The organism is Levilactobacillus mulengensis (assembly GCF_003946045.1).
GTDB lineage: Bacteria > Bacillota > Bacilli > Lactobacillales > Lactobacillaceae > Levilactobacillus > Levilactobacillus mulengensis.
The window spans coordinates 457785-479720 of sequence record NZ_RHNW01000001.1 but is presented as its reverse complement, the minus strand read 5'-3'; the positions used below and the strand labels follow the sequence as shown (position 1 = coordinate 479720).

Sequence of the window (21936 nt, the reverse complement as noted above, 5' to 3'; positions counted from 1 at the left end):
CTGGACTATGCTAAAATAGGTCTATTACAATTGAGATAAGAAGAGGCTATTTTATGAATAACCAAGAACCTAATCAGAATTTTTGGTCGGGCTTCAAAGCTCGCTTCAAACGCTTCTGGCGGCGATTCCAACTGACCCGTTGGTTAATCGTGATTTTTCTAACCATCATTTTGGTGGGAAGCGGCTACCTGACCTTTATGGCCAAGACTGCCAACGTTGGTGATCTGAAGGCTGCACTGGAAAATCCGACGCAGATCTATGACCGTAAAAATAATAAGGCGGGGACCCTATATTCGCAGAAGGGGACCTACGTGCCGTTGAAGAAAATTTCGCCTAACATTCAGGGTGCGGTCATTTCGACCGAAGACCGTAATTTCTACAAGGAATACGGCTTTTCCTTCAAGGGGTATGCGCGGGCCTTCTACCTGTTTGCCAAGAATAAGGTGCTCCGGCGCGGCTACATTAGTGGCGGGGGGAGTACGTTGACCCAGCAACTAGTGAAGAATGCCTACTTGACACAGGAGCAAACGTTCACACGGAAGTTTAAGGAACTGTTTCTCTCCATTGAAGTGGAAAATGTTTATAGCAAAAAAGACATTCTCTCAATGTATTTGAACAATGCTTACTTTGGTAACGGCGTCTGGGGGGTTCAGGACGCTGCCGAACGTTACTTTGGCAAGACGGCGGCCAATTTGTCCGTGCCCGAATCTGCCGTTTTGGCGGGGATGTTGACGTCACCGAGTGCCTACAATCCGGTTGACCATCCCCAAGCCTCGCGGTCACGGCGGAATGTCGTTCTGGGACTGATGGCGGATACCGGCAGTATTTCCAGCGCCCAGGCCAAGCAGTATCAGGCCACCGCGTTGACCACCAGCGACACCTATAACTACAAGAATAGTTATAAGTACCCGTATTACTTTGATGCCGTCATCAATGAGGCCGTTAGCAAATATGGGTTGACCGAGTCGGAAATCATGAACAAGGGGTATAAAATCTATACTTCTCTGGACCAGAACAACCAGACGCAAATGCAAAATCTCTTTAAGAATCCGAGTTATTTCCCAGCCAATGCCAGCGACGGCACCAAGGTTCAAGCCGCCAGCATCGCGATTGATCCCAATAGCGGTGGCGTCGAGGCCGTGGTTGGGGGTCGGGGTCAGCACGTGTTCCGGGGCTACAACCGGGCCACCCAGATGCGGCGCCAACCCGGATCGACCATTAAACCGTTGGCCGTTTACACGCCAGCCTTGGAAAATGGCTACTACTATGATTCCGAGTTGACTGATAAGAAGCAATCCTATGGGACCAACAAGTATTCGCCACACAACTATGGTAACCAGTACAGCGGCAAGGTGCCGATGTATCAGGCACTGGCGCAGAGTAAGAACGCGCCGGCCGTCTGGTTACTGAACAAGATTGGTGTGGACAAGGGGTATGACGCCGTCAAGAAGTTCGGCCTCCCCGTCACCAAGTCAGACAAGAACCTGGCGCTCGCGCTGGGTGGTTTGAAGACCGGGGTGTCACCGCAGCAGTTGGCACAAGCCTACACGGCCTTTGCCAACAACGGGACCATGTCCTCGGCCCACTACATTCGCAAGATCGTCGACGCGTCCGGTAATGTGGTCGTCGACACGTCCGACTCCGCGGCTAAGAAGACCAAGGTCATGTCCAGCAAGACCGCTAAGCAGATGACCAGCATGATGATGGGCGTCTTCAACTACGGGACCGGGGTCAGTGCCAAGCCTTATGGGTACACGATTGCCGGGAAGACCGGGAGCACCGAAGCCGATGGTGATTCCGATGCGACCCGTGACAAATGGATCGTCGGCTATACGCCGGACGTGGTCGTGGCCACCTGGGAAGGCTTTGACAACACCAACGGCAAGCACCATTTGGAAAACGTCAGTGGTACCGGCGAAGGTCCGCTCTACCAGGCGGAAATGCAGAGTATCCTGCCGAACACAAAGGGGACTGCCTTCAACACCAAGGACGCCTCGACGATTGCCAAGGCCGAAAACAACGGTAGCAGTTCTACCGATGGCAGTGACGTTTGGGATTCCGTGCAAAAGGGGATTGACAACGCCGGCAAGTCCTTCAGCGATGCCGCCAATACGGTGAAGTCGTGGTGGAATTCCATCGTGAATTAGCCAAATGTGGGTGGGATGAAAGCGCCTAACATGTTACAATAGACTTTGTATTGTAAATGGGCGTCACGCCCACTGAGGAGGAAACGTAATGGCTGACAAGATGGTAGAGCTGGGCGAACAAGTGACCCAAGCGCTCAAAGATTCAGATCAATTCAAAGCATTGCAAACGGCATTTAACGAGATGAAGGCAGACGCTGACACCTACAAGCTGTTCAAAGACTTTCAAAAGATTCAACTGGACTTGCAACAAAAGCAAATGTCTGGTCAACAATTAACGGACGATGAAATGAAGCATGCCCGTGAGGTTGCCGACCAAGTTGGCAAGATCGACGCCGTTAAGAACTTAATGGAAGCCGAACGCGGTGTCAACTCCATGTTGAACCAATTAAACAAAACGATTACGCAACCCATTCAAGATATTTACGCGGGTTAAGCATCAGTCAATCGTCGGCGCAACCACTCACTTTGGGAGGTCGGTGCGCCGACGATTTTTTGTTCGACCCAGTTAAGCGGGAGGAAACTCATGAAATTTATTCACGCAGCTGATTTACATTTAGATAGTCCCTTCCTGGGATTGACGACCCTCCCTAGTAGCCTACTGACGATCGTGCGGCAATCAACCTTTACGGCGGCGACGCGGGTCTTTGACCGAGCCATTGCCGAGCAGGTCGATTTTGTGTTGCTGGCGGGGGATCTGTTTGACCGGGCGGAACAGAGCGTGGCGGCCCAGGCCTATCTGTTTCAACAATTTGATCGGTTAAACGACCACCATATTCCCGTCATTATTAGTTTTGGGAATCATGATTATTTGGGCGACCAACACCAGACCGTGAACTATCCAGCCAACGTGACGGTTTTGGGACCGAACGTGACTACTCACACGTTGACGCTGGCCTCCGGCGAGACCGTGGCGGTGAGTGGTTTCAGCTATCCCGAGCGGTGGGTGTCCACGGACCAGGTGGCCGACTTTCCGGTCCACGCCGAAACGCAGTGGCACATTGGCATGCTGCACGGCGCCGTGGCCACGGGAGCCAGCGACCACTATGCGCCATTTCACGTGGCCGACCTGTTAGCCAAACGCTATGATTACTGGGCGCTGGGCCACATTCACTACCGACAATTTCTGGCGGAACAGCCACCGATTCTGTACGCCGGTAACACGCAGGGACGCAGTATCAATGAGACGGGCGAGAAGGGGGCCTACCTGGTGACCAGTCAGGCCGGTAAATTAGTGCCGGAATTCTTCTCCACCGCCGAAATTCTCTGGGATGCCGCCACGTTAACGTCCACGGCCACCGACTTGCCACAGCTGACGACTGCCCTGACGAACTGGCTCAGCACCAACGTCGCCGCGCAAGCCACGTTGACCGCGGTAACCGTGAGTGGCGCGGCATTGACCGGGGCCGACTTGACCAGTTTTAAAAATGGTGAGTGGTTGGCACTCTATCAGCGGACTCACGCCCGCCAATTGAAGGTGGCCCAGCGCTACCTGATTGGCGTCAAGCTCGCGACCAATCAAGCGCAGCCGGTCGCGCCCCAACTGGATCAAGCCTATTGGGAGCAAGGAGCGGCGACAATCTTTACCGCCGATAATTTACAGACAACTTTTGGCAAATTAGCCCAAGATCCGGCGCTAGCCGAGTGGTTTGCGCAGCCCGAAACGGCCACGCAGGTCCACGCACAGGCCGAAGCGCTCTTGGCGGAATTGATGGGAGAGGAGGCACACGATGAAGCTTAAGCGCTTGACGATTTACGGCTTCGGCCATTTTCACGACCGAACCTTTGCATTGACGGACGGCCTCAACTTTCTGGTGGGCCCCAACGAAGCCGGCAAGTCGACCCTGACCCAATTTATCACGGCCATTCTCTTTGGCTTTCCAACCAAGAAGCATCCCGAGTTGCGGTACGAACCGCTCGACGGCAGCCGGTTCGGTGGCGAAATTCAGTTCGTTCAGGCGGATGTCACCTACACCGTCACTCGAACGGCGGGGCCCCACGGTGGCAAGGTCACGCTACATAACGACACCACGAATCTGACGCTACCGGCCAACAACCTGGCGAGCCTCCTGGCACCGGTGGACCAGCAATTGTTCACCAGCGTTTACGCCATCAACGAACCCCGGCTCGGCCAGGTCTTTGCGGCCTCCAAGCAGGAACTAATCGACCGTCTGCGACACGTGGGGGCGGTCGGCAGTGATTTCTGGCTGACGCAGGCCCACCAGCTGGACCAGCAGGCCGATAGCCGCTACAAGCCGCAGGGACGCAATCCCATTTTAAATCAACAACTACAGGCCCACCGCGAGTTGACGGATAAGTTAGCCAAGGCGGATGCGGCCTACGGGACCTACTGGCAGTTGTTGCGGGAACAACAGGACTTGCGTCAGCAGCAGGCCCAAACGCAGGATCAACTGGCGCAACAACGCCAAGTCACGGCCCAACTGACCCAACAAGCGGCTAGCTGGTCCGCATTTGCGGAGTGGCAGCGACTGGGTCAACTGGCCGACCAGCCCGTCCCGAGTGGTTTTAGCGCCGATGACGCCACCCAGCTCGAGCAGCTGCGCGGGCAGGTCACGGCGACGGAAAAGGCCCTGACCACTGATCAGCAACGCGTCCAGGACCTTCAGCAAACGGCGCAGTTGCCACCGCTATTTCAGGAATACTTGCCGGTGGCCGCCCAGGTCGATCCGTTGCTGGCCCAACTGCCAGCCATGCAACAGGCTGCTCAGACACAACAGCAGTTGGCCGAACAGCAACGCGATTTACAACAACGGTCGACAGCTCTGGAGACCCAGTACGCGGTAAGCGGTCAGATGCCGCGGCCATTTTCACTGGCGACCCTGCAACAGGTCAAGGACCTACAGGAACGCCTGACCGCCGCTAATCAGAAACGCCGACGTATCCAGCAACACCTGAATCAACTGAACGAACGCTACCAGCAACAGCAGCCGACCCGTCAGCAGCAACGCAACCCACTGGCCGACAAGCAATTGATTTGGTTGGCCGTGGGACTCGTGGTTCTGATTGGCTCGCTGCTCTTGCCCGGGACACTGTTCAAGCTGGTGGGGGCCCTGTGTGGGGTCGCCGTCGGGTATTACGGTGTCTTTCAGGTCGACAGCAGTACGCCGGCCAGCCGGGAGCTCGAGGACCTAACGGCTGATATTCGGGATAACCAGGCGCAGTTGCGCGAGGGAGGCCACCTCGTCGATGATCTGACCAATCAGTTAGACGTCATCGGCGAAGCCCACGGCCTAGGGAACGTGCCATTAGCCCAGTGGTCGGCCGCTCAGACCGCCATTGCGGAGTGGGAACGCTTGTCCCGGCAAATGGAGTCGCAGGGCGCCCAATTGGCCAAGGCCAAGCAGATGGTCGCGGATTTCCTCGCGGCGGTCGGCCAGGTCTTGCCCTCACTGGCGACTAGCGATTTTGCCACGGTCGCCACGCAACTGGCTGATCTACAGGCACGCCAACAGGCCAGCCAGACCCAATCGGGCGAACTGGCCAGTCTGACGGCACGTCTCCGCACGGATCAACGCGCTGCGGACGAGGCTAGTCATGCGCTGGCTACCTTCCTGAGCACGCGAAATCTGCGGAGTGTGGCAGCTTTTTATGAACGCTACCAAGCCCAACGCGAACGACAAAGCCAGGCGCAACAACGGACGACGCTGGCCCAGCAGATTGGGTCGGCCAACCTGACGGCCTTACAACAGGTCGCTGATCAGGCGGCCCTGACCGGTTCCGTGACCCAAGCGCAAACGCAACAGGCGCAGCTCCAACAGACGCTGGACCAAACCACAACGCGGTTGGCGACCTTGGCGGGGCAACTGGCCCATTTAACAGCCAGCGGCACCCAAGCCACGTTGCGCCAACGCCTGGCTAATTTGGAAACGCAAATGGTGGCCACGACCCAGGAGTGGCTGGTACAGCGCCTGACCAGTCAATGGATCAGTGCGACGTTGGCCGCGGCTTCCGGTGACCGACTCCCACAAATTGTGGCCCAGGCCAGCAAATTATATGGCAAATTAACGGAAAACCGGTATACTGAAATTGAACTGACCGCGACGACTTTACGGGTACGGCGAGCCGACGGGGCATGGCGCAACGTCGGTCAGCTTTCCCGGGGAACCGCGGAACAGCTAGATTTGGCTGTGAAACTGGCATTTGCCATCGTCATGCAGCAACAGGTCGCCATGCCGTTGCTGATTGACGATGGGTTCGTCAACTTTGATGCGGACCGGCGCCAAGCCGCGTACGCCTTATTGGCGGAAATTAGCCAGACCGTTCAAATCATTTTCTTGACGGCGGATACGGCCGTCGAACGGTTAAACACGGGAAACTTAATTCGGTTAAATGACTAGGAGGGACACATATGGCGGCAACGAAACAATTAATGGACTATGGGGTCGACGAAGCCGTTGACCTCTTCGTCCTCCTGAAGTCGGCGGACGTCCGCACGGCCAAGAACGGGAAGCAATACATCGCGCTGGTCTTCGAGGACCAGTCGGGTGAAATCTCTGGCAAATACTGGGATGCCTCACCGGACGACACGGAAAACTACGTGGCCGGTCGGGTCGTGCACTTACAGGGAAAGCGCGAGAACTACCAAACGCACCCGCAAATCAAGATCTTCCATCTGCGCTTGACCCATCCAGGTGAACCGAGTGATCCCAACGCCTTTATTGAACAGGCGCCCATGTCACGCGCGGAGATGGAAGAGTACATTACCCAAACCATTTTTGAAATCACGCAGCCAACCTGGAATCGGCTCGTCCGTAAGCTGATTGCGGAATACGCGGATAAGTTTTACACGTACCCGGCCGCCAAGAGTAACCACCACGCGTTCCAAGGGGGCTTGGCATTCCACACGATTTCCATTTTGAAATTGGCGCACGCGGTCGTGAAGCAGTATACAGACCTGAACGCACCGTTGCTATTCGCCGGAGCCATCCTGCATGACCTGGGTAAGACGATTGAACTGTCCGGGCCCAAGTCGACGGTCTACACGCTGGCCGGCAACCTGGTCGGGCACATCGTGTTGATCGATGGGGAACTGGTCCGGGCCTGTGACACGCTGAAGCTTGATCCACAGGCCGAGGACGTGCTGCTACTCCGGCACATGATTCTCAGTCACCATGGGTTGCTCGAGTACGGCTCACCGGTGCGGCCAGCCTTGCGAGAGGCGGACGTTTTGCATCAATTGGACGAACTCGATGCCTCCATCATGATGCTCGACACGGTCGTGGCCCACACGGAACCCGGTGAATTCTCCGAACGGGTCTTCGCCATGGACGGCCGTCGTTTCTACCGGCCATCCAGCACCACGCCACAACCACCAACAGAAGACTAAGGTCAAATAGGACGTCGTCAATCTCTCACACGGGAGACTGGCGGCGTCTTTTTTAAGTTGTCAGGGCAAACAAAAAGGGCGCCGACCAGATGATCGGTGCCCCAAACGGAAACGTTTAATTATTTAGATGAAGCTGATGATGACGTCTTAGAACTTGAGCTAGTTGAGAGGTAGTCGGAAAGGATGTTCTTCAAGTCGCTATCCTTGATAGAAACGTTACCCTTCTTCAAGACCTTGGCAACCACGTTGTGCAGAACGGTGCTGTCGTTCATGTCGTTGTCAATGATTTGCTTCTTCAATTCAGCCTTGTGTTCGTTGATCGTGCCCTTACCAGGGTTCTTCAACATCAAGATGACGTGGTAACCGTATTGCGTCTTAACAGGCGTAGCGGTGAATTCGTCAGTTGATAACTTGAAGGCAGCCTTCTTAAAGGTAGCGTCCAGGGAAGTGTCGGTGCTATCGAAGGCACTCAACTTACCACCCTTGTTCTTGGTAGCCGTATCAGTAGAGTACTTCTTAGCTAACTTCGTGAATTCGCTAGTCAAGTTGCTCTTCTTGGTACCCTTTAAGTCGCTGATAACCGTGTTAGCAGTGGACTTCTTAGATACTAAGATGTGGGCAACGGTGACCTTTGGTTGGTAACTCTTGAATTGCTTCTTGAGTTGCGCGTCACTAACCGTCACGTTATCCTTAACGGCTTCCTTCAAAAGTAAGTTCGAACGGATTTCAGTCTTTAAGCTGGATTCCGTCATCCCACTTTGGGAAAGAACGCTCTTGAATGATGAACCGTATTGTGATTTGTAGGTATTGAATTGCTTGGTAACAGCAGACTTGCTGACCTTGCTACCGTATTGCTTTTCCAAGACCTTGTTCAAAATCATTTGTTGCAAGACTTGCTTACCAGAAGAGGTACCCTTTAAACTGCTGTAGTACGCACTTTCGGTAATCTTACCACCGTTAGTGGTGGCAACGGTTTGGCTGCCGCAACCGGCAAGCGTTACAGTCAGTAACAAGCCAGCGAAGGCGATAAACCATTTCTTCATATTCCTCAACACATCCATTCATCAAAATTGGTGCAAGCACCATACTCAAACATCATAACACAAATAGTGGCAAACCGAAAAAGGTCGGCAAAGCTTTACAAAAAGTTCAAAATTACTCGCCAGCGTGTTCATCCAAAATTTCTTGAATCGCTGATACCCGCGGGGCAATCTTAAACGCAAACTTATCGACGTCGGTCTGAATGTCATCCAAAACCGGTTGGGCAGCGGTCAGGGCTGCCGTCAATCCGGTTGCGCGTTGTGCCACGCGATCCTTGGCTTGACGAATATCGTCAATTTGTGCGGCCGTGTGCTGAGCTTGTTGTTTGACGTTCTTGCCCCAGGTAAGGGGGTCCTGCTTCGTGAGGGTTAGGTAGGCTGCCAAACCAACGCCGACAGCGAGGGTGGTGCCCGTTAGAAAACGACCAAGTCCCATAATTAACCCTCCAATTGTGCTTTGATTTTTTCTTGAATCGCAGCGTAGTCGGCGGGGGTGTAATTGTCGGAGTTGTCTTTGAAGATCATCTTGAAGTCATCCTGGTCGGTGTAACGAGGAACCAGGTGGATGTGGGAGTGGAAAACGGATTGGTAAGCCACTTTCCCATTATTGTTTAAAATGTTCATCCCGGTGATGGCCGGGTCAGAAGCCTTAACGGCGCGCGCAATCTTAGGAATCCGAGAGAAGACGGCGGCAGCGAGGTCGGCGTCGTAAGCAAAGATATCTTGAACGTGGGTCTTCGGAATCACCAACGTATGGCCGGGCGTCCCTTGCGAGATATCCAGAAATGCCTTGACGATGTTGTCTTCGTAAACGGTGTAGCTGGGGATGTCCCCGGTTAAGATTTTACAAAAGATACAGTCGTCAGCGTAGTGTGGTTCTAGGGTCATTTGATCCATGAAAACTCCTTCTTTCACTTCGATTTCCCTCATTATACACCATTGCTCCGGGGACCCCAACCAACGACCCAAGCGTGGAGCCGCTCCGGACAGGTCAACTCCACCTGCGTCAGTTCAGACCCGCCCCCCTGTGGGGACCGACCGAAGCCAAAGGGCGGTCTTCAGTCTTGCTTTTGAGCCTGAGACCCGGTCTCAAAAGACATCCCGTGCTGTAAGCCTGAGAAAAATCGCTCAGACTAACACCACCGACACAGGGGGGCGGGTCTGACTGCCTCCGGCTCCGTTGACCTGTCCGGAGCTGACACTGGTGTCGGTTGGGGCATCCGAGTTGGTGTATGAAAATAGGTGGTAATCATATAGCAGGGGTGTCCAGTGACTGGGGGACTGGGGGTGACAGGCGGTGTATAAGATTGATAATGGTAGTGGGTGGTCGCACATGTTTGTAGTTGGTAAAGGTGTGAATCCATGGCAGAAGTGTGCTCAAAGTGCAAGACAACGTAAAGTGGTGAAGACTAAGTACAATTAAGGTAGAAGTGCATACCAAACAGAAACTGACCGATTATCCCATCCGTGGCCGGTCCTACGTCCAACTAGTTGGCGTGGCGGGCCTCGCCCTTGACCTTGACCCTAAGCTCCAAGCCAAAAGAAAGGACAACGCACCATCAGAGCCGGAGGAAGCCAGGTACGGAGACGGCTGTGTCGGTGGTGTTGGCTGAGGGCCTTTCTCAGCCTACAGCACGGGACGACTTTGGAAACTCGCGACCCTAAGCGAGGTTTCAAAGCGAGGTGCAGGACCGCTCCTCAGGCCGGAACCGTTCTCCACAGCAGGCGTAGTACCTGGAAGCCGCAGGCGGCCAAGTGTCAGGTGTTCTTAATCTTTTGACTTACGGGCTTAGGCGCCGAACAAGTCAAGCAGACGAAGGCCCCACCCCGCCAACAAGATAAAAGCAACCCTAAGGCCACGTATGGTATAATAGGGCGGTTAATTCAAAGGAAATGAAGGGATGCATAATGGCACTAGAAGTCAGCCATGTCGTGGGTGGTTACTCACAAATTCCCGTCTTAAAAGATATCAGTTTTGACGTTAAAGACGGTGAATTAGTTGGGCTCATTGGATTGAACGGGGCCGGGAAATCGACCACAATTAATCACGTGATCGGCCTACTGACCCCCCACAAAGGGAAAATCAGTCTGAACGGGGTGACTATTGATCAAGATAGCCAAGCCTACAAACAACAGATTGCTTACATTCCCGAAACGCCGGTGCTCTATCAGGAGCTCACGTTGCGAGAACATTTGGAAATGACCATGATGGCCTATGATCTGGACCAGGAGAAGGCCTGGGTCACGGCGCATAAATTGTTAAAGACGTTCCGATTAGACAACAAGCTTGACTGGTTCCCCGCCAACTTTTCCAAGGGGATGAAGCAAAAGGTCATGATCGTCTGTGCCTTTTTGACCCAAGCCAAGCTGTTCATCATTGACGAACCCTTCCTGGGCCTGGACCCACTGGCCGTCAATGACCTCTTAAACTTAATCGAAGCCCGTAAGAAGACCGGGGCCAGCATCTTGATGTCGACCCACGTGTTGGATACGGCCCAACGGTACTGTGACCGCTTCGTGCTCTTGCACGACGGCCAGGTCAAGACCGAAGGCACTCTCAGTGAATTGCAAGCCGCTCTTCCGGAAGCGGGGGAATCGCTGAATGATATTTACCTGTCGATGACCAAGGTCGACCGCGCATGAGAGAGTTATTCAAGAACCGGCTGCAGCGCCATCTCCGGGAAATGGCCAAGTATTTGCGGCTGGTGTTCAATGATTTCTTCGTCTTTGCGTTACTGTTCTTCATGGGTGGCCTGGGACTGGGCTACTCCAACATTTTAAAATCATTAAAGCCGGGCCTGTGGTGGGCGCCGGTAGTAGCGTTGCTGGTGTTGGTCATCGTGGCCCAGATTGGTCGGTTCGCGACGCTGATTGAGGATGCCGACCGTGTCTTCCTCCTGCCAAAGGAGCGGGCGATGCACGATTACTTCGTGGCCGCGCGGCGTTACAGCCAGTTTCTGGCGCAATGCACGCAGGTCATCACGCTATTCATTCTGGCATCATTTCTGAGTGTGGCCCTGCACTGGACCGTGGCTAAGATTCTGATCCTCGCGGTGGCTCAAATCGTCTTGAAGGATAGCCTCCTCCGGTTGGACCTGGCCAGTGCCTACCAGGTGACCGGGCAACGCCGGATGAACCAGTGGGGATTCAAGTGGTTACTAGCCATCATCGTGATTGCTAGCGGCCTGTGGGTCACGCCTTACGTGGCCTTGGTGCTGGCTCTCGTCGCTGACGGGGCAGTGGCCGTTTGGTTCCAACAACATTGGCAAAAGCAACAGATTCGCTGGCGCGAGCAGATCAAGCTCGAAGACAACCGGATGCTGGGGATTTACCGTTTCTTCAATCTTTTTACCGAGGTGCCGATGGTTTCGGGCACCATCAAGCGGCGGCGTTACCTGGACTGGCTCTTTACCGGGATCAAACCCAAGCACAGTCAAACGTACCTGTACCTGTTTAGCCGCGGGATGGTCCGGGGCACCGATTTCAGTGGGTTGGTCGTTCGCCTGACGGTCATCGGCATGCTCCTGCTGTACTTCGTGCGCGGGCAGTGGTTGCCCGTCTTCCTGGCGGCTCTGTTCATCTACCTGATTGGTTTCCAGCTTCTGCCATTCTTCCAGCAGTACGACGACGTGGTCTTCACGCACGTTTATCCCGTCCTGCCAGAGTTTCGGCTCAAGAGTTTCGTCAAATTGGTCACGCTGATTCTCAGCACGGCGGCGCTCCTGTTGTGGGTGGTCGTCGTGATTGCCAATCGGCAGTTGGAAACGGCGGGAATCACCTTGCTGGTCGAGGCCGTCGAAGTTTGGTATCTTGCTAGAATCTACACGCCGCAACGGTTAGCGCGTGCCGATAAAAATAAGGCTTGACGTGGCCACCATTTCCCCATAGAATTAATAATAGCTGACAAATCGAGGAGGGGTGGCACGCATGGCACTAGATATTAGTGACGGCTGGAGTCTGTATCCGCTGGGCGGTAATACGGGCACGGCGTACATGGGAACCAAGGCGTCACAAAAGGTGTTCTTAAAACAAAACGCGTCACCGTTTCTAGCGGCTCTCTCCATGGAGGGCATTACGCCACGGCTCGTCTGGACCAAACGTTTGGCCACCGGCGACGTCATGACGGCCCAGGAATGGCTAAACGGTCGGACGCTACGGCGCAGTGAAATGCGTGAAGAGCGGGTCGCCCGCTTGCTCCACCGGGTCCATCATTCTCATCTGCTTCATGATATGTTATTAAAAGTCGGCGGACGATTTACCACGCCCGCCCAGTTGTTAACTCGCTTACAGCCAGCCTTAGCCGCTGACCTGCGCCAACATCCGCTGATCCAATCAGCCTTTGCGACCTTGCAAAACGAGCAACCGCAACTGCCCAAGACGCATTATGAAGTTTGTCATGGTGATTTGAATCATAAGAACTGGTTGTTATCCGACCGCCAACGGCTTTACCTGGTGGATTGGGACGCAGCCACGTTCGCGGATCCCGCCTTCGACCTGGGTGCACTGCTCTGTGAGTACGTGCCCCTGGAAGAGTGGCAGCGTTGGTTACAGGATTACGGCGAGACGACAACGCCGGACCTGACCGCGCGGGTCAACTGGTATGCGCGGGTGCACTGCTTGAGCGTTATCGCGGAGAGTTTCCACCAACAGCGTTTTCAAATCATGAATCAACATTTAATTTTACTCGAAAAGCTGACGCGTGAGTCAGTAACTGATTAAATAACGTCGGCGGGAGCGGGGACAAACCTCGCGCCCGCCGTTGTGCTAACAAGGAGGATTTTACATTGCGTGTACGTAATAAACCGTGGGCCAAGGACTATGTGGCCGAACACACCGAACGATTGGTGAGTGAACCAGAACCCTTGAAGGGCAACTGGCAAAGTCGCTTCCCGAAGGACCAACCCTTATTTGTCGAAATTGGTACTGGGAAGGGCCAGTTCATCGTTGAAATGGCCAAGGCTCATCCCGACCACAACTTTATTGGGATTGAAATCCAATTTTCTGTGATCGCGGCTGCCTTGAAAAAGGTCGTGGCCAGTGAGCTGACGAACATCCAATTGGTGCACACGGATGGTGAAGCCATCAACACCTTCTTCGCTCCTGGGGAAGTTGCGGGGTTATACCTGAACTTCTCTGACCCATGGCCTAAGACGCGTCATGAGAAGCGCCGGTTAACGTCGCCCGTCTTTTTGGCGCACTACGCCGATGTCTTACAGCCAGAAGGGTCCGTTCAATTCAAGACCGATAATCGCGGCCTGTTTGAGTATTCCTTAGGGAGCTTGAACAACTTCGGCATGGTCTTTGACGGCGTCTGGCTCGACCTACACGCCGCTACCGATGGTGTGGAAGACATCCAGACGGAGTACGAGCAAAAGTTCTCGGCTAAGGGTCCCATCTACCAAGTCATCGCCCATTTTCCAGTTAAAAAGGCCTAGTCCGAGCTAGTCATGCGTTCCCGGCGGCGGGTTCAACCTGCTCTGCTGTGGGGAACGGTCCCAGCCTGAGAGGCGGTCTGAAACCTCGCTGTGAACCGCGAGTTTCCAAGGTCGTCCCGTGCTCTAAGCTGAGAAAATCACTCAGCTAAGACCACCGACACAGCAGATCAGGTTGACCCGCCTCTGGTCACTCAGACTAGCTTGGCGTATTTTCACCGTCTGTACGTAAGCGTGTTGATGTTTCGTTTTGCTGAATGATAGGTCATTACATCAATGTTTTTTTAAAATACAAGCATCTAATCCGAATCCCATTCCAAGGATTCGGATTTTTTTTATTTCGCCACGAACATTTGGCCGTCCTTTACGGAGTTAACCTGTGAGGAGGGATGTTTGATGTTGATTGCGGCTCGAGAAAAACAGTTGGTGGATGCGAAGAATGCTGACCGGGGGCGGTCGTACGTGTGTCCGGCGTGTCAGGCACGGGTGGTTTTGCACCATGGGACGCGGGTACAGCCGTACTTTGCCCACCGACCGCAGTCGCCGTGCACGGTTAAGGGCGAAGGGGAGACGTCCCAGCACGTGTTGGGGAAACGTCAGTTGGCTGACTTCTTCGTTCCTTGGGGAGCCATCACCTTGGAACGGGTCCTACCCAGTATTGCCCAGCGGGCCGACTGTTGGATTGACCACCAGCCGCGGCCGATTGCCCTGGAATTTCAGTGTAGCCCCATCAGTCGTGACGAGGTTACTGAGCGGACGCTGGGCTATCAAGGCTTGGGCGTGTATCCACTCTGGTTACTGGGGAGCCGGTTCGCCAAGCAAAAATTGGGGTGGCATTTGATCGACCGCTTTGCCGGCTGGTTAAATGGGTGGGGACTTTGCCTGTTATTTTGGGACGTGGAGAGCAATCAACTGCGCGTCGACCATCACATCTGTCAGGCCACTACCGGTGACTATCTGTGTCAGTCGGTTTGGCTTGCGAATGTAGCCGACTTATCGGCCGGGTCGCAGCGCCGTTTGTGGTGGGCGCAACCGAATCTGGCACGGTTTCGCTGGGAACTGGACCGGGATTTACGTCGGTCGTCCACCGCACTCAAACCCTTACAGACAGCGGTTTATTTGACGGGTCATCATTTGGCCGGATTTCCCCAGGTGTTGGCAACGGTGACAGTTACGGCCCCCATCTTTGGCCGTGGGCTGTTACTCTGGCGTATTATTTTGGCGGCGTGGCTATTTGAACGGTCGAATGTTTTGACGGATACCCTGGAACGCTTGGCGTGGGCGGCCTTTCAGCTGGTGGGTGGCGAGGTCACGGCGGTTCGGTTTACCGGGCAGACGGCCTATTTGACCGCCATCGATGATTTACTAGCCGATTTGACCCATGCGGACCTGATCAAACGGACAACGGTGGGCTGGCAAATTATCTCGGAACCGCATTGGGATGCAGATTACACCGACTGGTTAGAAAATGATGAGAAAGTTTTGGGCTGATTTCCCTATGGCACGGGTGAAAGTGGTAAAATATTGCTATGCAATGTTAAAGGAGGATGAGAAATTTGAAACAAATTCCCAAACGTTCCGCAGTTCCCACGGCCCTGACCTGGGACTTAACCACGATTTACCCCGATGATGCGGCTTTTAAGGCTGCCGTGAAGGACGTCCAAGCCGAAGCGACGAAGATGGCCGCCATGAAGGGACAATTATCCCAGAGCGGTGCCGACCTGTACCGCGTGACCAAGGCCAACTTTGACCTGGAACGCCATTTAGAACGCGTTTACGTTTACGCCTCCCTGAAGAATGATCAGGATACCGGCGATGCGGCCGCCCAAGCCCTAATGGGCCAGGCGGAAGGCCTCTTGGCAACGGTTGGCGCAGCGGCGTCCTGGTTCGAGCCAGAAGTCTTGGCTTTGGACCCAGCCGACCTGCAAAAGCTGATCGATGCTGAGCCGAAATTAGCGGCGTATCAACACATCTTTGATGTCTTAGGGCAACAACGGGCCCACACACTGTCCGTTCAAGAAGAAAAGCTCTTGGCTGGGGCCAGCGACATTTTCGCCGCCTCATCGAAGACCTACAGCGTGCTGAGCGATGCCGACTTGAAGTTCCCCGTCGTTCAAGACGAAAAGGGTGACGACGTCCGGCTTTCCGAAGGCCTCTATGGGGTCCTGCTGGAATCCACCACGCCTGCCGTCCGTGAACAGGCTTTTAAGGCCCTGTACAGCGTCTATCAACAATTCCGGCATACCTTTGCCTCCACGCTGGCTAGCGAAGTTAAAACGCACAATTTTAACGCTGACGTTCGTCATTATGCCAGTGCCCGTGAAGCTGCGATGAGTGTCAACAACGTGCCCGCCGTGGTTTACGACACGCTGGTCAAGACGGTCAACGATCACCTGGATTCCTTGCACCAATACGTGAACCTGCGTAAGGAAATCCTGGGCCTGCCCGAACTGCACATGTACGACCTGTACACGCCAATCACCGGGGAACCTAGCCTGAGCTACACCTACGTGGAAGCCCAGCAGGAAGCCTTGAAGGCGCTGAGCGTGCTGGGTCCCGATTACGTGGCCAACGTGCAGAAGATGTTCGATACCCGCGCGATTGACGTCGTGGAAAACGAAGGCAAGCGTACGGGGGCCTATTCCGGTGGGATGTACGACACCAAGCCTTACATCCTGTTGAACTGGCAGGACAGCCTGGAAAGTCTGTTCACGCTGGTCCACGAAATGGGTCACAGCATGCACAGCCATTACACCCGGACGAACCAACCCTACCAGTACGGGGATTACTCCATCTTTGTGGCCGAAATTGCTTCGACGACGAACGAAAATCTCTTAACGGATTATCTGTTGAAGACGCAAACGGATCCCCAGGTGCGGGCCTACGTGTTGAACCACTACCTGGATGGGTTCAAGGGGACCGTTTACCGGCAGACCCAGTTCGCTGAATTTGAAGACTACATTCACACGCAAGCCGCTGCCGGGGAGACCCTGACGGCCGACTTCATGAGTAAATTCTACGGTGACCTGAACCGGCGTTACTACGGCGATGGGGTCGTGTCCGATCCCCAAATCGCCGACGAGTGGACGCGGATTCCGCATTTCTACTACAACTACTACGTTTACCAGTATTCCACTGGTTTCGCGGCCGCAACGACCTTGGCCCAACGCGTGTTGAGCGGGGATGATGCCAAGCGCGAGGCTTACCTGAACTACCTGAAGTCTGGGAGCTCCGATTTGCCACTGAACGTGATGAAGAAGGCCGGTGTCGACATGACGCAGCCAGATTACCTGCAGACGGCATTTAAGACGTTTGATGACCGCTTAGCTGAGTTCAGCCAACTGGCCCATGAATTACAAAAATAATGCGTAAAAAAGAGACTGAGCGCCTACCCACGTTGGGCGGTGCTCAGTCTTTTTGGTTACATGCATTTAAATTCTAGTAGGATTGCCAGTCGCGTTGCCAAATCAGGCCCATGGTCTTTTCACCCGTGTGGACGCTGATGGCGGGGCCGAGTTGACTCTGAACTACGCGGACTTCTGGAAATTGGTCGGTGAGCGCGGCGTCCCAGTCATCGGCTAGGTCAGCGTTGTTGGCGTTGATGACCGTGACTAACAGGGGATAGTCGACCTGGGTCAACGTCTCCTGGAGCTTATCAGTCATGTAGTGGAAGGCCTTCTTCATGGTCCGTTCCTTGCCGATGGCGATAATCTTGCCCTCGTCGTTGAACGTCAGGAGGGGCTTGATGTTGAGCAGGTTACCGATGATGGCCGAACGGTTACTGAGACGACCGGTCCGGGCCAAATGACTCAGGTTGTCCACGGCAAAGTACACGTTCATGGTATCGCGTAAGTCCTCGAGCTGGGGAACGATGTCAGCGGCTACGTTGCCGTTAGCGACCAGCTGACCCGCTAACAGGCACAGGTTGGCCTCGCCGGCACTGGCGACCAGGGAATCGACCGGATAGATGTGGGCCTTGGTGTAGGTCCGGCAGAACATCTTGAGGTTGCTCATGAACGAGGTGATGCCACTAGACAGGTGAATCGAGATGATCTCGTCATAGCCCTCGTCAGCCAGTCGGTCGTAGGCTTCTTCAATCTGACCCAGGGAGACCTGTGCCGTGGTGGGAAGCTCTTGATCCGTCTTCAGATAGTCGTAGAACGTCTTCAGACTTAACTTGGATTCGGCGTACTGCTGGCCACCCAAAATCACGGTGATGGGCAGGACCACGATATGAAATTGCTTGATCTGTTCGGGGGTGAGGTAGGAGGCGGTGTCCGTAACGATAGCTGTTCGCATAAATTTTCCCTTCAGTTCCACAAAATAGTTGGCTCAATCATACCATATTGGATTCTAATGCGGTAGGGAATGTATCGCTAAAATTTACAATTAATCGGGCGATTAGTCGGCTGGAGACACTGCGAGCCAGGTGAGGTTTAGGTGACCCGTCGCAACCTGTCGTCTGAAATTATTCACACAAAAAACTGGCCCCGTAAAATCACGCAGATTTTACGAAGCCAGTTTTTTAGGTGAACAAGCTGCGAAACTACAACACCCGCAGATTAGGTTGATTACTGCCCAGCATTAATGAAGTCGCCTGTTCATTAGTTTGATAATTAGGTTCAGCCATTAACATTTCTTTCGTGGCAACGCCTTGGCTTTCACAGACGTCGCAGAGGGCATCATAAGTCACGTCGTTTAAGAGTAACCCACAGTCGGAAACATCACAGTTAAAAATCACAGCGGATGAGGATTGTTCGATCTTCATTTCAGCCGCTAACTTTTGATCCGTCTTGAAGGCTTGTTTCGCCAGATCGGATTGACAGTCTTCCGTGAACATGTCGAGGTCCAGGTGGCACTTCTTGGCCATTTCTAAAGTCAGTTCTTCCGTAAAACTTTGGTGCTGACTGACAACGGCATCCTGCATGTTGAGCAGGAACTTGCGCCCCTTACGCTTACCTTGAAAAAGGGCGGCCTTATAAGCCAAAATTGCTTGGTAGGTGACGTTGAAGCGCGCATTTCTCTCAGCGAGCGTTGGCCGCGAAGAGAGGGATTGCGCGATGATCTGTTGGTTAAGCAACGGAACAAACTGGAACGACACCTTGCTATTAAGATGATCGGCCAACCGCATGATATTTCGTTCAGAACGCATACAACGCGCACCGAGCGGGTTGACGAACAAATAGACTTCTAACACATTGCTTCCTCCTATACCTGTCCTAGTTGGCAATCAGCAAGGGTCGCCAAACAAAAAGTAACAATACCACTACATTACCAAAATTTCAAAAAATAGCAATTGGAACGTTTGTTTGAGGTGGAGACCGTTCGTTTAAAACGCAACCCTATCATGCAACATTTTTAAGCGGACGTAAAGCTAAACGCCTCGTAAAAGGGAGTCAGTCCATTCATCGAACGATAAGTGAAATGCTTAACAAATTAAAGAGGTAATTACTCTCAGTTGCTGAGAAAATATGGTAAAATCGAGAGATGAGTCATGTTTTACGTCGGAATTACTTCCGGGGTAAACGTGGAATTAAGGTTGGGGGATAGTCATTATGGTAACGAACTGGGATCAATTTTTATTGCCCTATCAACAGGCCGTGAGCGAGCTCAAGGTGAAGCTCCGCGGTATCCGCAAGCAATTTGAAAATAAAAATGAGCGGCCGCCGATCGAGTTCGTGACGGGTCGGGTCAAGCCAGTCCCCAGCATCAAGGAAAAGATGTCCCGGCGTCACGTGGCCGAGGAACGACTGGAACAGGATATGCAAGACATTGCGGGCTTGCGGATCATGTGTCAGTTTGTGGAAGACATTTATCAAGTCGTCGACCTGTTACGGCGGCGGACCGACCTGACGATTCTGGAGGAACGGGATTACATCCATAACGAGAAGCCGAGTGGTTATCGGTCTTACCATATTGTGGTGGAATATCCGGTTCAGCTGGTTTCCGGCGAGAAGAAAATTCTGGCCGAGATTCAGGTGCGGACGCTGGCCATGAACTTTTGGGCCACCATCGAGCATTCATTAAATTACAAATACCAGGGCGCCTTTCCTGAGGAACTCAGCGACCGCTTACAACGGGCAGCCGAGGCCGCCTTTAAGTTGGACACGGAAATGTCCGAGATTCGTGAAGAAATTCAAGAGGCCCAGCAATATACGCCGAAGCATGAGAGCGATGTGGATGGAACGCCTCATCAGAATAAGGAAGATTAGTTATGAAGGTTTCCATTTTTAGTAATAACGGCCCGTCCTCACAGAAGGTGGCGACGGCGCTGCACCGCGGCTTAGAGGCTGCGGGGGTGACCATCGATAGTCTGAATCCAGACATCGTGGTCACGGTCGGCGGGGATGGCACGCTGCTATCCGCGTTTCACCATTACAATGACCGGCTCGACAAGGTCCGCTTTGTCGGGATCCATACCGGTCACCTGGGTTTCTACACCGACTGGCGGGACTATGAGGTCCAGGAGCTGGTCGATAGTTTAGCCGACGACAACGGCCAAAGTGTGAGCTATCCACTGCTGTCGATTCAGGTCGACTACGCGGATGGTACGCACTCGGACCAGGCCCTGGCGTTAAATGAATCCACCATTAAGAAGGTGTCTGGGACCATGGTCGCGGACGTGTACATCAAGGACGAACTCTTCGAAAGCTTTCGGGGGGATGGCCTGTGTATCTCGACGCCGACGGGTTCCACGGCCTACAACAAGTCAGTGGGTGGGGCGGTCATCAACCCGCGGTTCAACGCGATTCAAATGGCAGAGATTGCGTCCATTAACAATTTAGTCTTCCGGACATTGGGTTCGCCCCTGATTATCCCGGCGGACGAATGGATTCGTATCGAGCCGACGGACCCGACCGATAACGTCTTGATGTGTGACCAACTCGGCATCGAGGGCCGGCCCATCAAGGCCATTTCGTACCGCATCGCACGGCAACGGATCGCCTTCGCTGAGTACCGCCATACTCATTTCTGGCAACGGGTCGAGGCTTCCTTCATCGGAAGGGAGAATGCATGATCGATTTTAAATGGACAGTGACCGGTGAGAGTCCGGTCCACGTACGCACGGTGCTGATGGCCCACGGGGTCACCCGCACCTTTTTGAAGCGCGTGAAATTTCACGGCGGCATCATCACCTTGGATGGGGAAGAGGTCCGCGTGATTGCAATGGCCCAGCCAGGGCAAACGGTGGGATTACAGCTGCCACCGGAACAGGCCAACGACCACGTGGCAACGTCATTTAAGCCGCTGGACATCCTGTATGAGGACCCGCACTTCTTAGTCGTCAATAAACCGGCTGAGATGGCCTCTGTGCCGTCACACCTGTATCCAGTTGATACGTTAGCTAATCGGGTCAAAGGGCATCTGACAGCCATCCACGCGCCTAGCACGGTGACCCACATTGTGACGCGCTTGGACCGGGAGACCAGTGGGGCGGTGCTGTTTGCCAAACATCACTTTGCCCATTCCATTCTGGATAAGCAGCTGAAGGATCACGCGCTGGACAAGCGCTACATTGCGCTGGCGACTGGCCGAATTCCTGTGGATCACCAGCTGATCGACCAGCCGATTGGGCGATCAGCGGATTCCTTTATCAAACGAACCGTTCGGCCAGATGGGCGCGCGGCCCAGACAGAGTTCTGGGTCCGGGGTCGTTCTCGTTCGGCCACCTTACTAGCCCTCAAGCTCCATACCGGCCGGACCCATCAAATTCGGGTCCATTGTCAGTCGATTGGGCATCCGCTAGTGGGAGATTGGTTGTACGGCAAACAAACCAACCCCTGGATTCACCGCCAAGCCCTGCACTGCGCGCGTTTGCGCTTCTATCAGCCCTTCCTGGGAAAATGGATCACCTGCTACGCACCACTGCCGGATGACATGGCAGCGGTTATCACTAACGAGCTTATAAACTGAACAATCTAGGTAAAAGGTCCCGTCAACGCAGTCTGTTGGCGGGATTTTTGTGTCGATAA

General features: G+C 53.9%; 19 protein-coding genes. 14 read left to right on the top strand and 5 right to left on the bottom strand.

Annotated elements, in window-relative coordinates; translation table 11 throughout:
- Positions 1-53: 53 nt before the first annotated feature.
- The 5 genes from EKM84_RS02135 (at position 54) to EKM84_RS02115 (ending at position 7491) form a co-directional block, all read left to right on the top strand.
- Entirely contained in the window at positions 54-2147 is a 2094-nt protein-coding gene (locus EKM84_RS02135) for a PBP1A family penicillin-binding protein (RefSeq protein ID WP_125763178.1), read from the top strand.
- 88 nt (positions 2148-2235) lie between these two features.
- Positions 2236-2580, top strand: coding sequence for a YlbF family regulator (locus EKM84_RS02130; protein ID WP_125763176.1), 345 nt, complete (start codon positions 2236-2238; stop codon positions 2578-2580).
- Between the two features lie 90 nt (positions 2581-2670).
- Positions 2671-3885 carry a DNA repair exonuclease gene (locus tag EKM84_RS02125; RefSeq protein WP_125763175.1) on the top strand — a complete coding sequence of 405 codons (1215 nt, stop codon included), beginning with the start codon at positions 2671-2673 and terminating at the stop codon, positions 3883-3885.
- A complete protein-coding gene (locus EKM84_RS02120; RefSeq protein WP_125763173.1) occupies positions 3875-6502 on the top strand; it encodes an ATP-binding protein in 2628 nt (875 codons plus the stop codon). The genes EKM84_RS02125 and EKM84_RS02120 overlap by 11 nt, the downstream gene beginning before the upstream one ends.
- Positions 6503-6513: 11 nt before the next feature.
- Positions 6514-7491 carry a 3'-5' exoribonuclease YhaM family protein gene (locus EKM84_RS02115; protein WP_125763171.1) on the top strand — a complete coding sequence of 326 codons (978 nt, stop codon included), beginning with the start codon at positions 6514-6516 and terminating at the stop codon, positions 7489-7491.
- 119 nt (positions 7492-7610) lie between these two features.
- Here EKM84_RS02115 and EKM84_RS02110 read toward each other — a convergent pair whose 3' ends face one another.
- From EKM84_RS02110 to EKM84_RS02100, 3 genes are all read right to left on the bottom strand, one after another.
- Positions 7611-8534: a peptidylprolyl isomerase PrsA gene (locus tag EKM84_RS02110; protein ID WP_125763169.1), complete on the bottom strand. Its 924-nt coding sequence runs from the start codon at positions 8532-8534 to the stop codon at positions 7611-7613.
- A gap of 112 nt (positions 8535-8646) precedes the next feature.
- Positions 8647-8967 carry a hypothetical protein gene (locus EKM84_RS02105; protein WP_125763167.1) on the bottom strand — a complete coding sequence of 107 codons (321 nt, stop codon included), beginning with the start codon at positions 8965-8967 and terminating at the stop codon, positions 8647-8649.
- A gap of 2 nt (positions 8968-8969) precedes the next feature.
- A complete protein-coding gene (locus EKM84_RS02100) occupies positions 8970-9428 on the bottom strand; it encodes an HIT family protein (RefSeq protein WP_191988056.1) in 459 nt (152 codons plus the stop codon).
- A gap of 1011 nt (positions 9429-10439) precedes the next feature.
- On the opposite strand from EKM84_RS02100, the gene EKM84_RS02095 reads away from it, so the two are divergent.
- From EKM84_RS02095 to pepF, 6 genes are all read left to right on the top strand, one after another.
- Complete coding sequence (locus EKM84_RS02095) at positions 10440-11174, top strand: ABC transporter ATP-binding protein (protein ID WP_125763163.1); 735 nt, start codon at positions 10440-10442, stop codon at positions 11172-11174.
- Complete coding sequence (locus EKM84_RS02090) at positions 11171-12397, top strand: ABC transporter permease (protein ID WP_125763161.1); 1227 nt, start codon at positions 11171-11173, stop codon at positions 12395-12397. The genes EKM84_RS02095 and EKM84_RS02090 overlap by 4 nt, the downstream gene beginning before the upstream one ends.
- 61 nt (positions 12398-12458) lie before the next feature.
- Positions 12459-13250, top strand: coding sequence for a phosphotransferase family protein (locus EKM84_RS02085; RefSeq protein WP_125763159.1), 792 nt, complete (start codon positions 12459-12461; stop codon positions 13248-13250).
- Positions 13251-13315: 65 nt separating this feature from the next.
- Positions 13316-13966 (top strand): tRNA (guanosine(46)-N7)-methyltransferase TrmB, encoded by a 651-nt coding sequence (gene trmB / locus EKM84_RS02080; protein ID WP_125763157.1) that lies wholly within the window; start codon positions 13316-13318, stop codon positions 13964-13966.
- A 393-nt stretch (positions 13967-14359) separates the two neighbouring features.
- A complete protein-coding gene (locus tag EKM84_RS02075; RefSeq protein ID WP_125763155.1) occupies positions 14360-15454 on the top strand; it encodes a competence protein CoiA in 1095 nt (364 codons plus the stop codon).
- 56 nt (positions 15455-15510) lie between these two features.
- Positions 15511-17328 (top strand): oligoendopeptidase F, encoded by a 1818-nt coding sequence (gene pepF, locus EKM84_RS02070; RefSeq protein WP_164511272.1) that lies wholly within the window; start codon positions 15511-15513, stop codon positions 17326-17328.
- A gap of 73 nt (positions 17329-17401) precedes the next feature.
- On the opposite strand, the gene EKM84_RS02065 is transcribed toward pepF, so the two are convergent.
- Both EKM84_RS02065 and EKM84_RS02060 read right to left on the bottom strand, forming a co-directional pair.
- A complete protein-coding gene (locus tag EKM84_RS02065) occupies positions 17402-18262 on the bottom strand; it encodes a DegV family protein (RefSeq protein WP_125763151.1) in 861 nt (286 codons plus the stop codon).
- A gap of 247 nt (positions 18263-18509) precedes the next feature.
- Positions 18510-19160: a DsbA family protein gene (locus EKM84_RS02060; protein WP_125763149.1), complete on the bottom strand. Its 651-nt coding sequence runs from the start codon at positions 19158-19160 to the stop codon at positions 18510-18512.
- A gap of 358 nt (positions 19161-19518) precedes the next feature.
- On the opposite strand from EKM84_RS02060, the gene EKM84_RS02055 reads away from it, so the two are divergent.
- The 3 genes from EKM84_RS02055 to EKM84_RS02045 are packed head-to-tail and all read left to right on the top strand — an operon-like array spanning position 19519 to position 21877.
- Positions 19519-20175 (top strand): GTP pyrophosphokinase, encoded by a 657-nt coding sequence (locus EKM84_RS02055; RefSeq protein WP_125763147.1) that lies wholly within the window; start codon positions 19519-19521, stop codon positions 20173-20175.
- Positions 20176-20177: 2 nt separating this feature from the next.
- Positions 20178-20981 carry an NAD kinase gene (locus EKM84_RS02050; RefSeq protein WP_125763145.1) on the top strand — a complete coding sequence of 268 codons (804 nt, stop codon included), beginning with the start codon at positions 20178-20180 and terminating at the stop codon, positions 20979-20981.
- Positions 20978-21877, top strand: coding sequence for an RluA family pseudouridine synthase (locus EKM84_RS02045; RefSeq protein ID WP_125763143.1), 900 nt, complete (start codon positions 20978-20980; stop codon positions 21875-21877). The genes EKM84_RS02050 and EKM84_RS02045 overlap by 4 nt, the downstream gene beginning before the upstream one ends.
- The last annotated feature ends 59 nt before the right edge of the window (positions 21878-21936 follow it).

Coding starts and splice junctions, on each gene's coding strand:
- EKM84_RS02135 (WP_125763178.1), top strand. CDS start 54: ATGAATAACCAAGAACCTAATCAGAATTTTTGGTCGGGCTTCAAAGCT.
- EKM84_RS02130 (WP_125763176.1), top strand. CDS start 2,236: ATGGCTGACAAGATGGTAGAGCTGGGCGAACAAGTGACCCAAGCGCTC.
- EKM84_RS02125 (WP_125763175.1), top strand. CDS start 2,671: ATGAAATTTATTCACGCAGCTGATTTACATTTAGATAGTCCCTTCCTG.
- EKM84_RS02120 (WP_125763173.1), top strand. CDS start 3,875: ATGAAGCTTAAGCGCTTGACGATTTACGGCTTCGGCCATTTTCACGAC.
- EKM84_RS02115 (WP_125763171.1), top strand. CDS start 6,514: ATGGCGGCAACGAAACAATTAATGGACTATGGGGTCGACGAAGCCGTT.
- EKM84_RS02110 (WP_125763169.1), bottom strand. CDS start 8,534: ATGAAGAAATGGTTTATCGCCTTCGCTGGCTTGTTACTGACTGTAACG.
- EKM84_RS02105 (WP_125763167.1), bottom strand. CDS start 8,967: ATGGGACTTGGTCGTTTTCTAACGGGCACCACCCTCGCTGTCGGCGTT.
- EKM84_RS02100 (WP_191988056.1), bottom strand. CDS start 9,428: ATGGATCAAATGACCCTAGAACCACACTACGCTGACGACTGTATCTTT.
- EKM84_RS02095 (WP_125763163.1), top strand. CDS start 10,440: ATGGCACTAGAAGTCAGCCATGTCGTGGGTGGTTACTCACAAATTCCC.
- EKM84_RS02090 (WP_125763161.1), top strand. CDS start 11,171: ATGAGAGAGTTATTCAAGAACCGGCTGCAGCGCCATCTCCGGGAAATG.
- EKM84_RS02085 (WP_125763159.1), top strand. CDS start 12,459: ATGGCACTAGATATTAGTGACGGCTGGAGTCTGTATCCGCTGGGCGGT.
- EKM84_RS02075 (WP_125763155.1), top strand. CDS start 14,360: ATGTTGATTGCGGCTCGAGAAAAACAGTTGGTGGATGCGAAGAATGCT.
- pepF (WP_164511272.1), top strand. CDS start 15,511: ATGAGAAATTTGAAACAAATTCCCAAACGTTCCGCAGTTCCCACGGCC.
- EKM84_RS02065 (WP_125763151.1), bottom strand. CDS start 18,262: ATGCGAACAGCTATCGTTACGGACACCGCCTCCTACCTCACCCCCGAA.
- EKM84_RS02055 (WP_125763147.1), top strand. CDS start 19,519: ATGGTAACGAACTGGGATCAATTTTTATTGCCCTATCAACAGGCCGTG.
- EKM84_RS02050 (WP_125763145.1), top strand. CDS start 20,178: ATGAAGGTTTCCATTTTTAGTAATAACGGCCCGTCCTCACAGAAGGTG.
- EKM84_RS02045 (WP_125763143.1), top strand. CDS start 20,978: ATGATCGATTTTAAATGGACAGTGACCGGTGAGAGTCCGGTCCACGTA.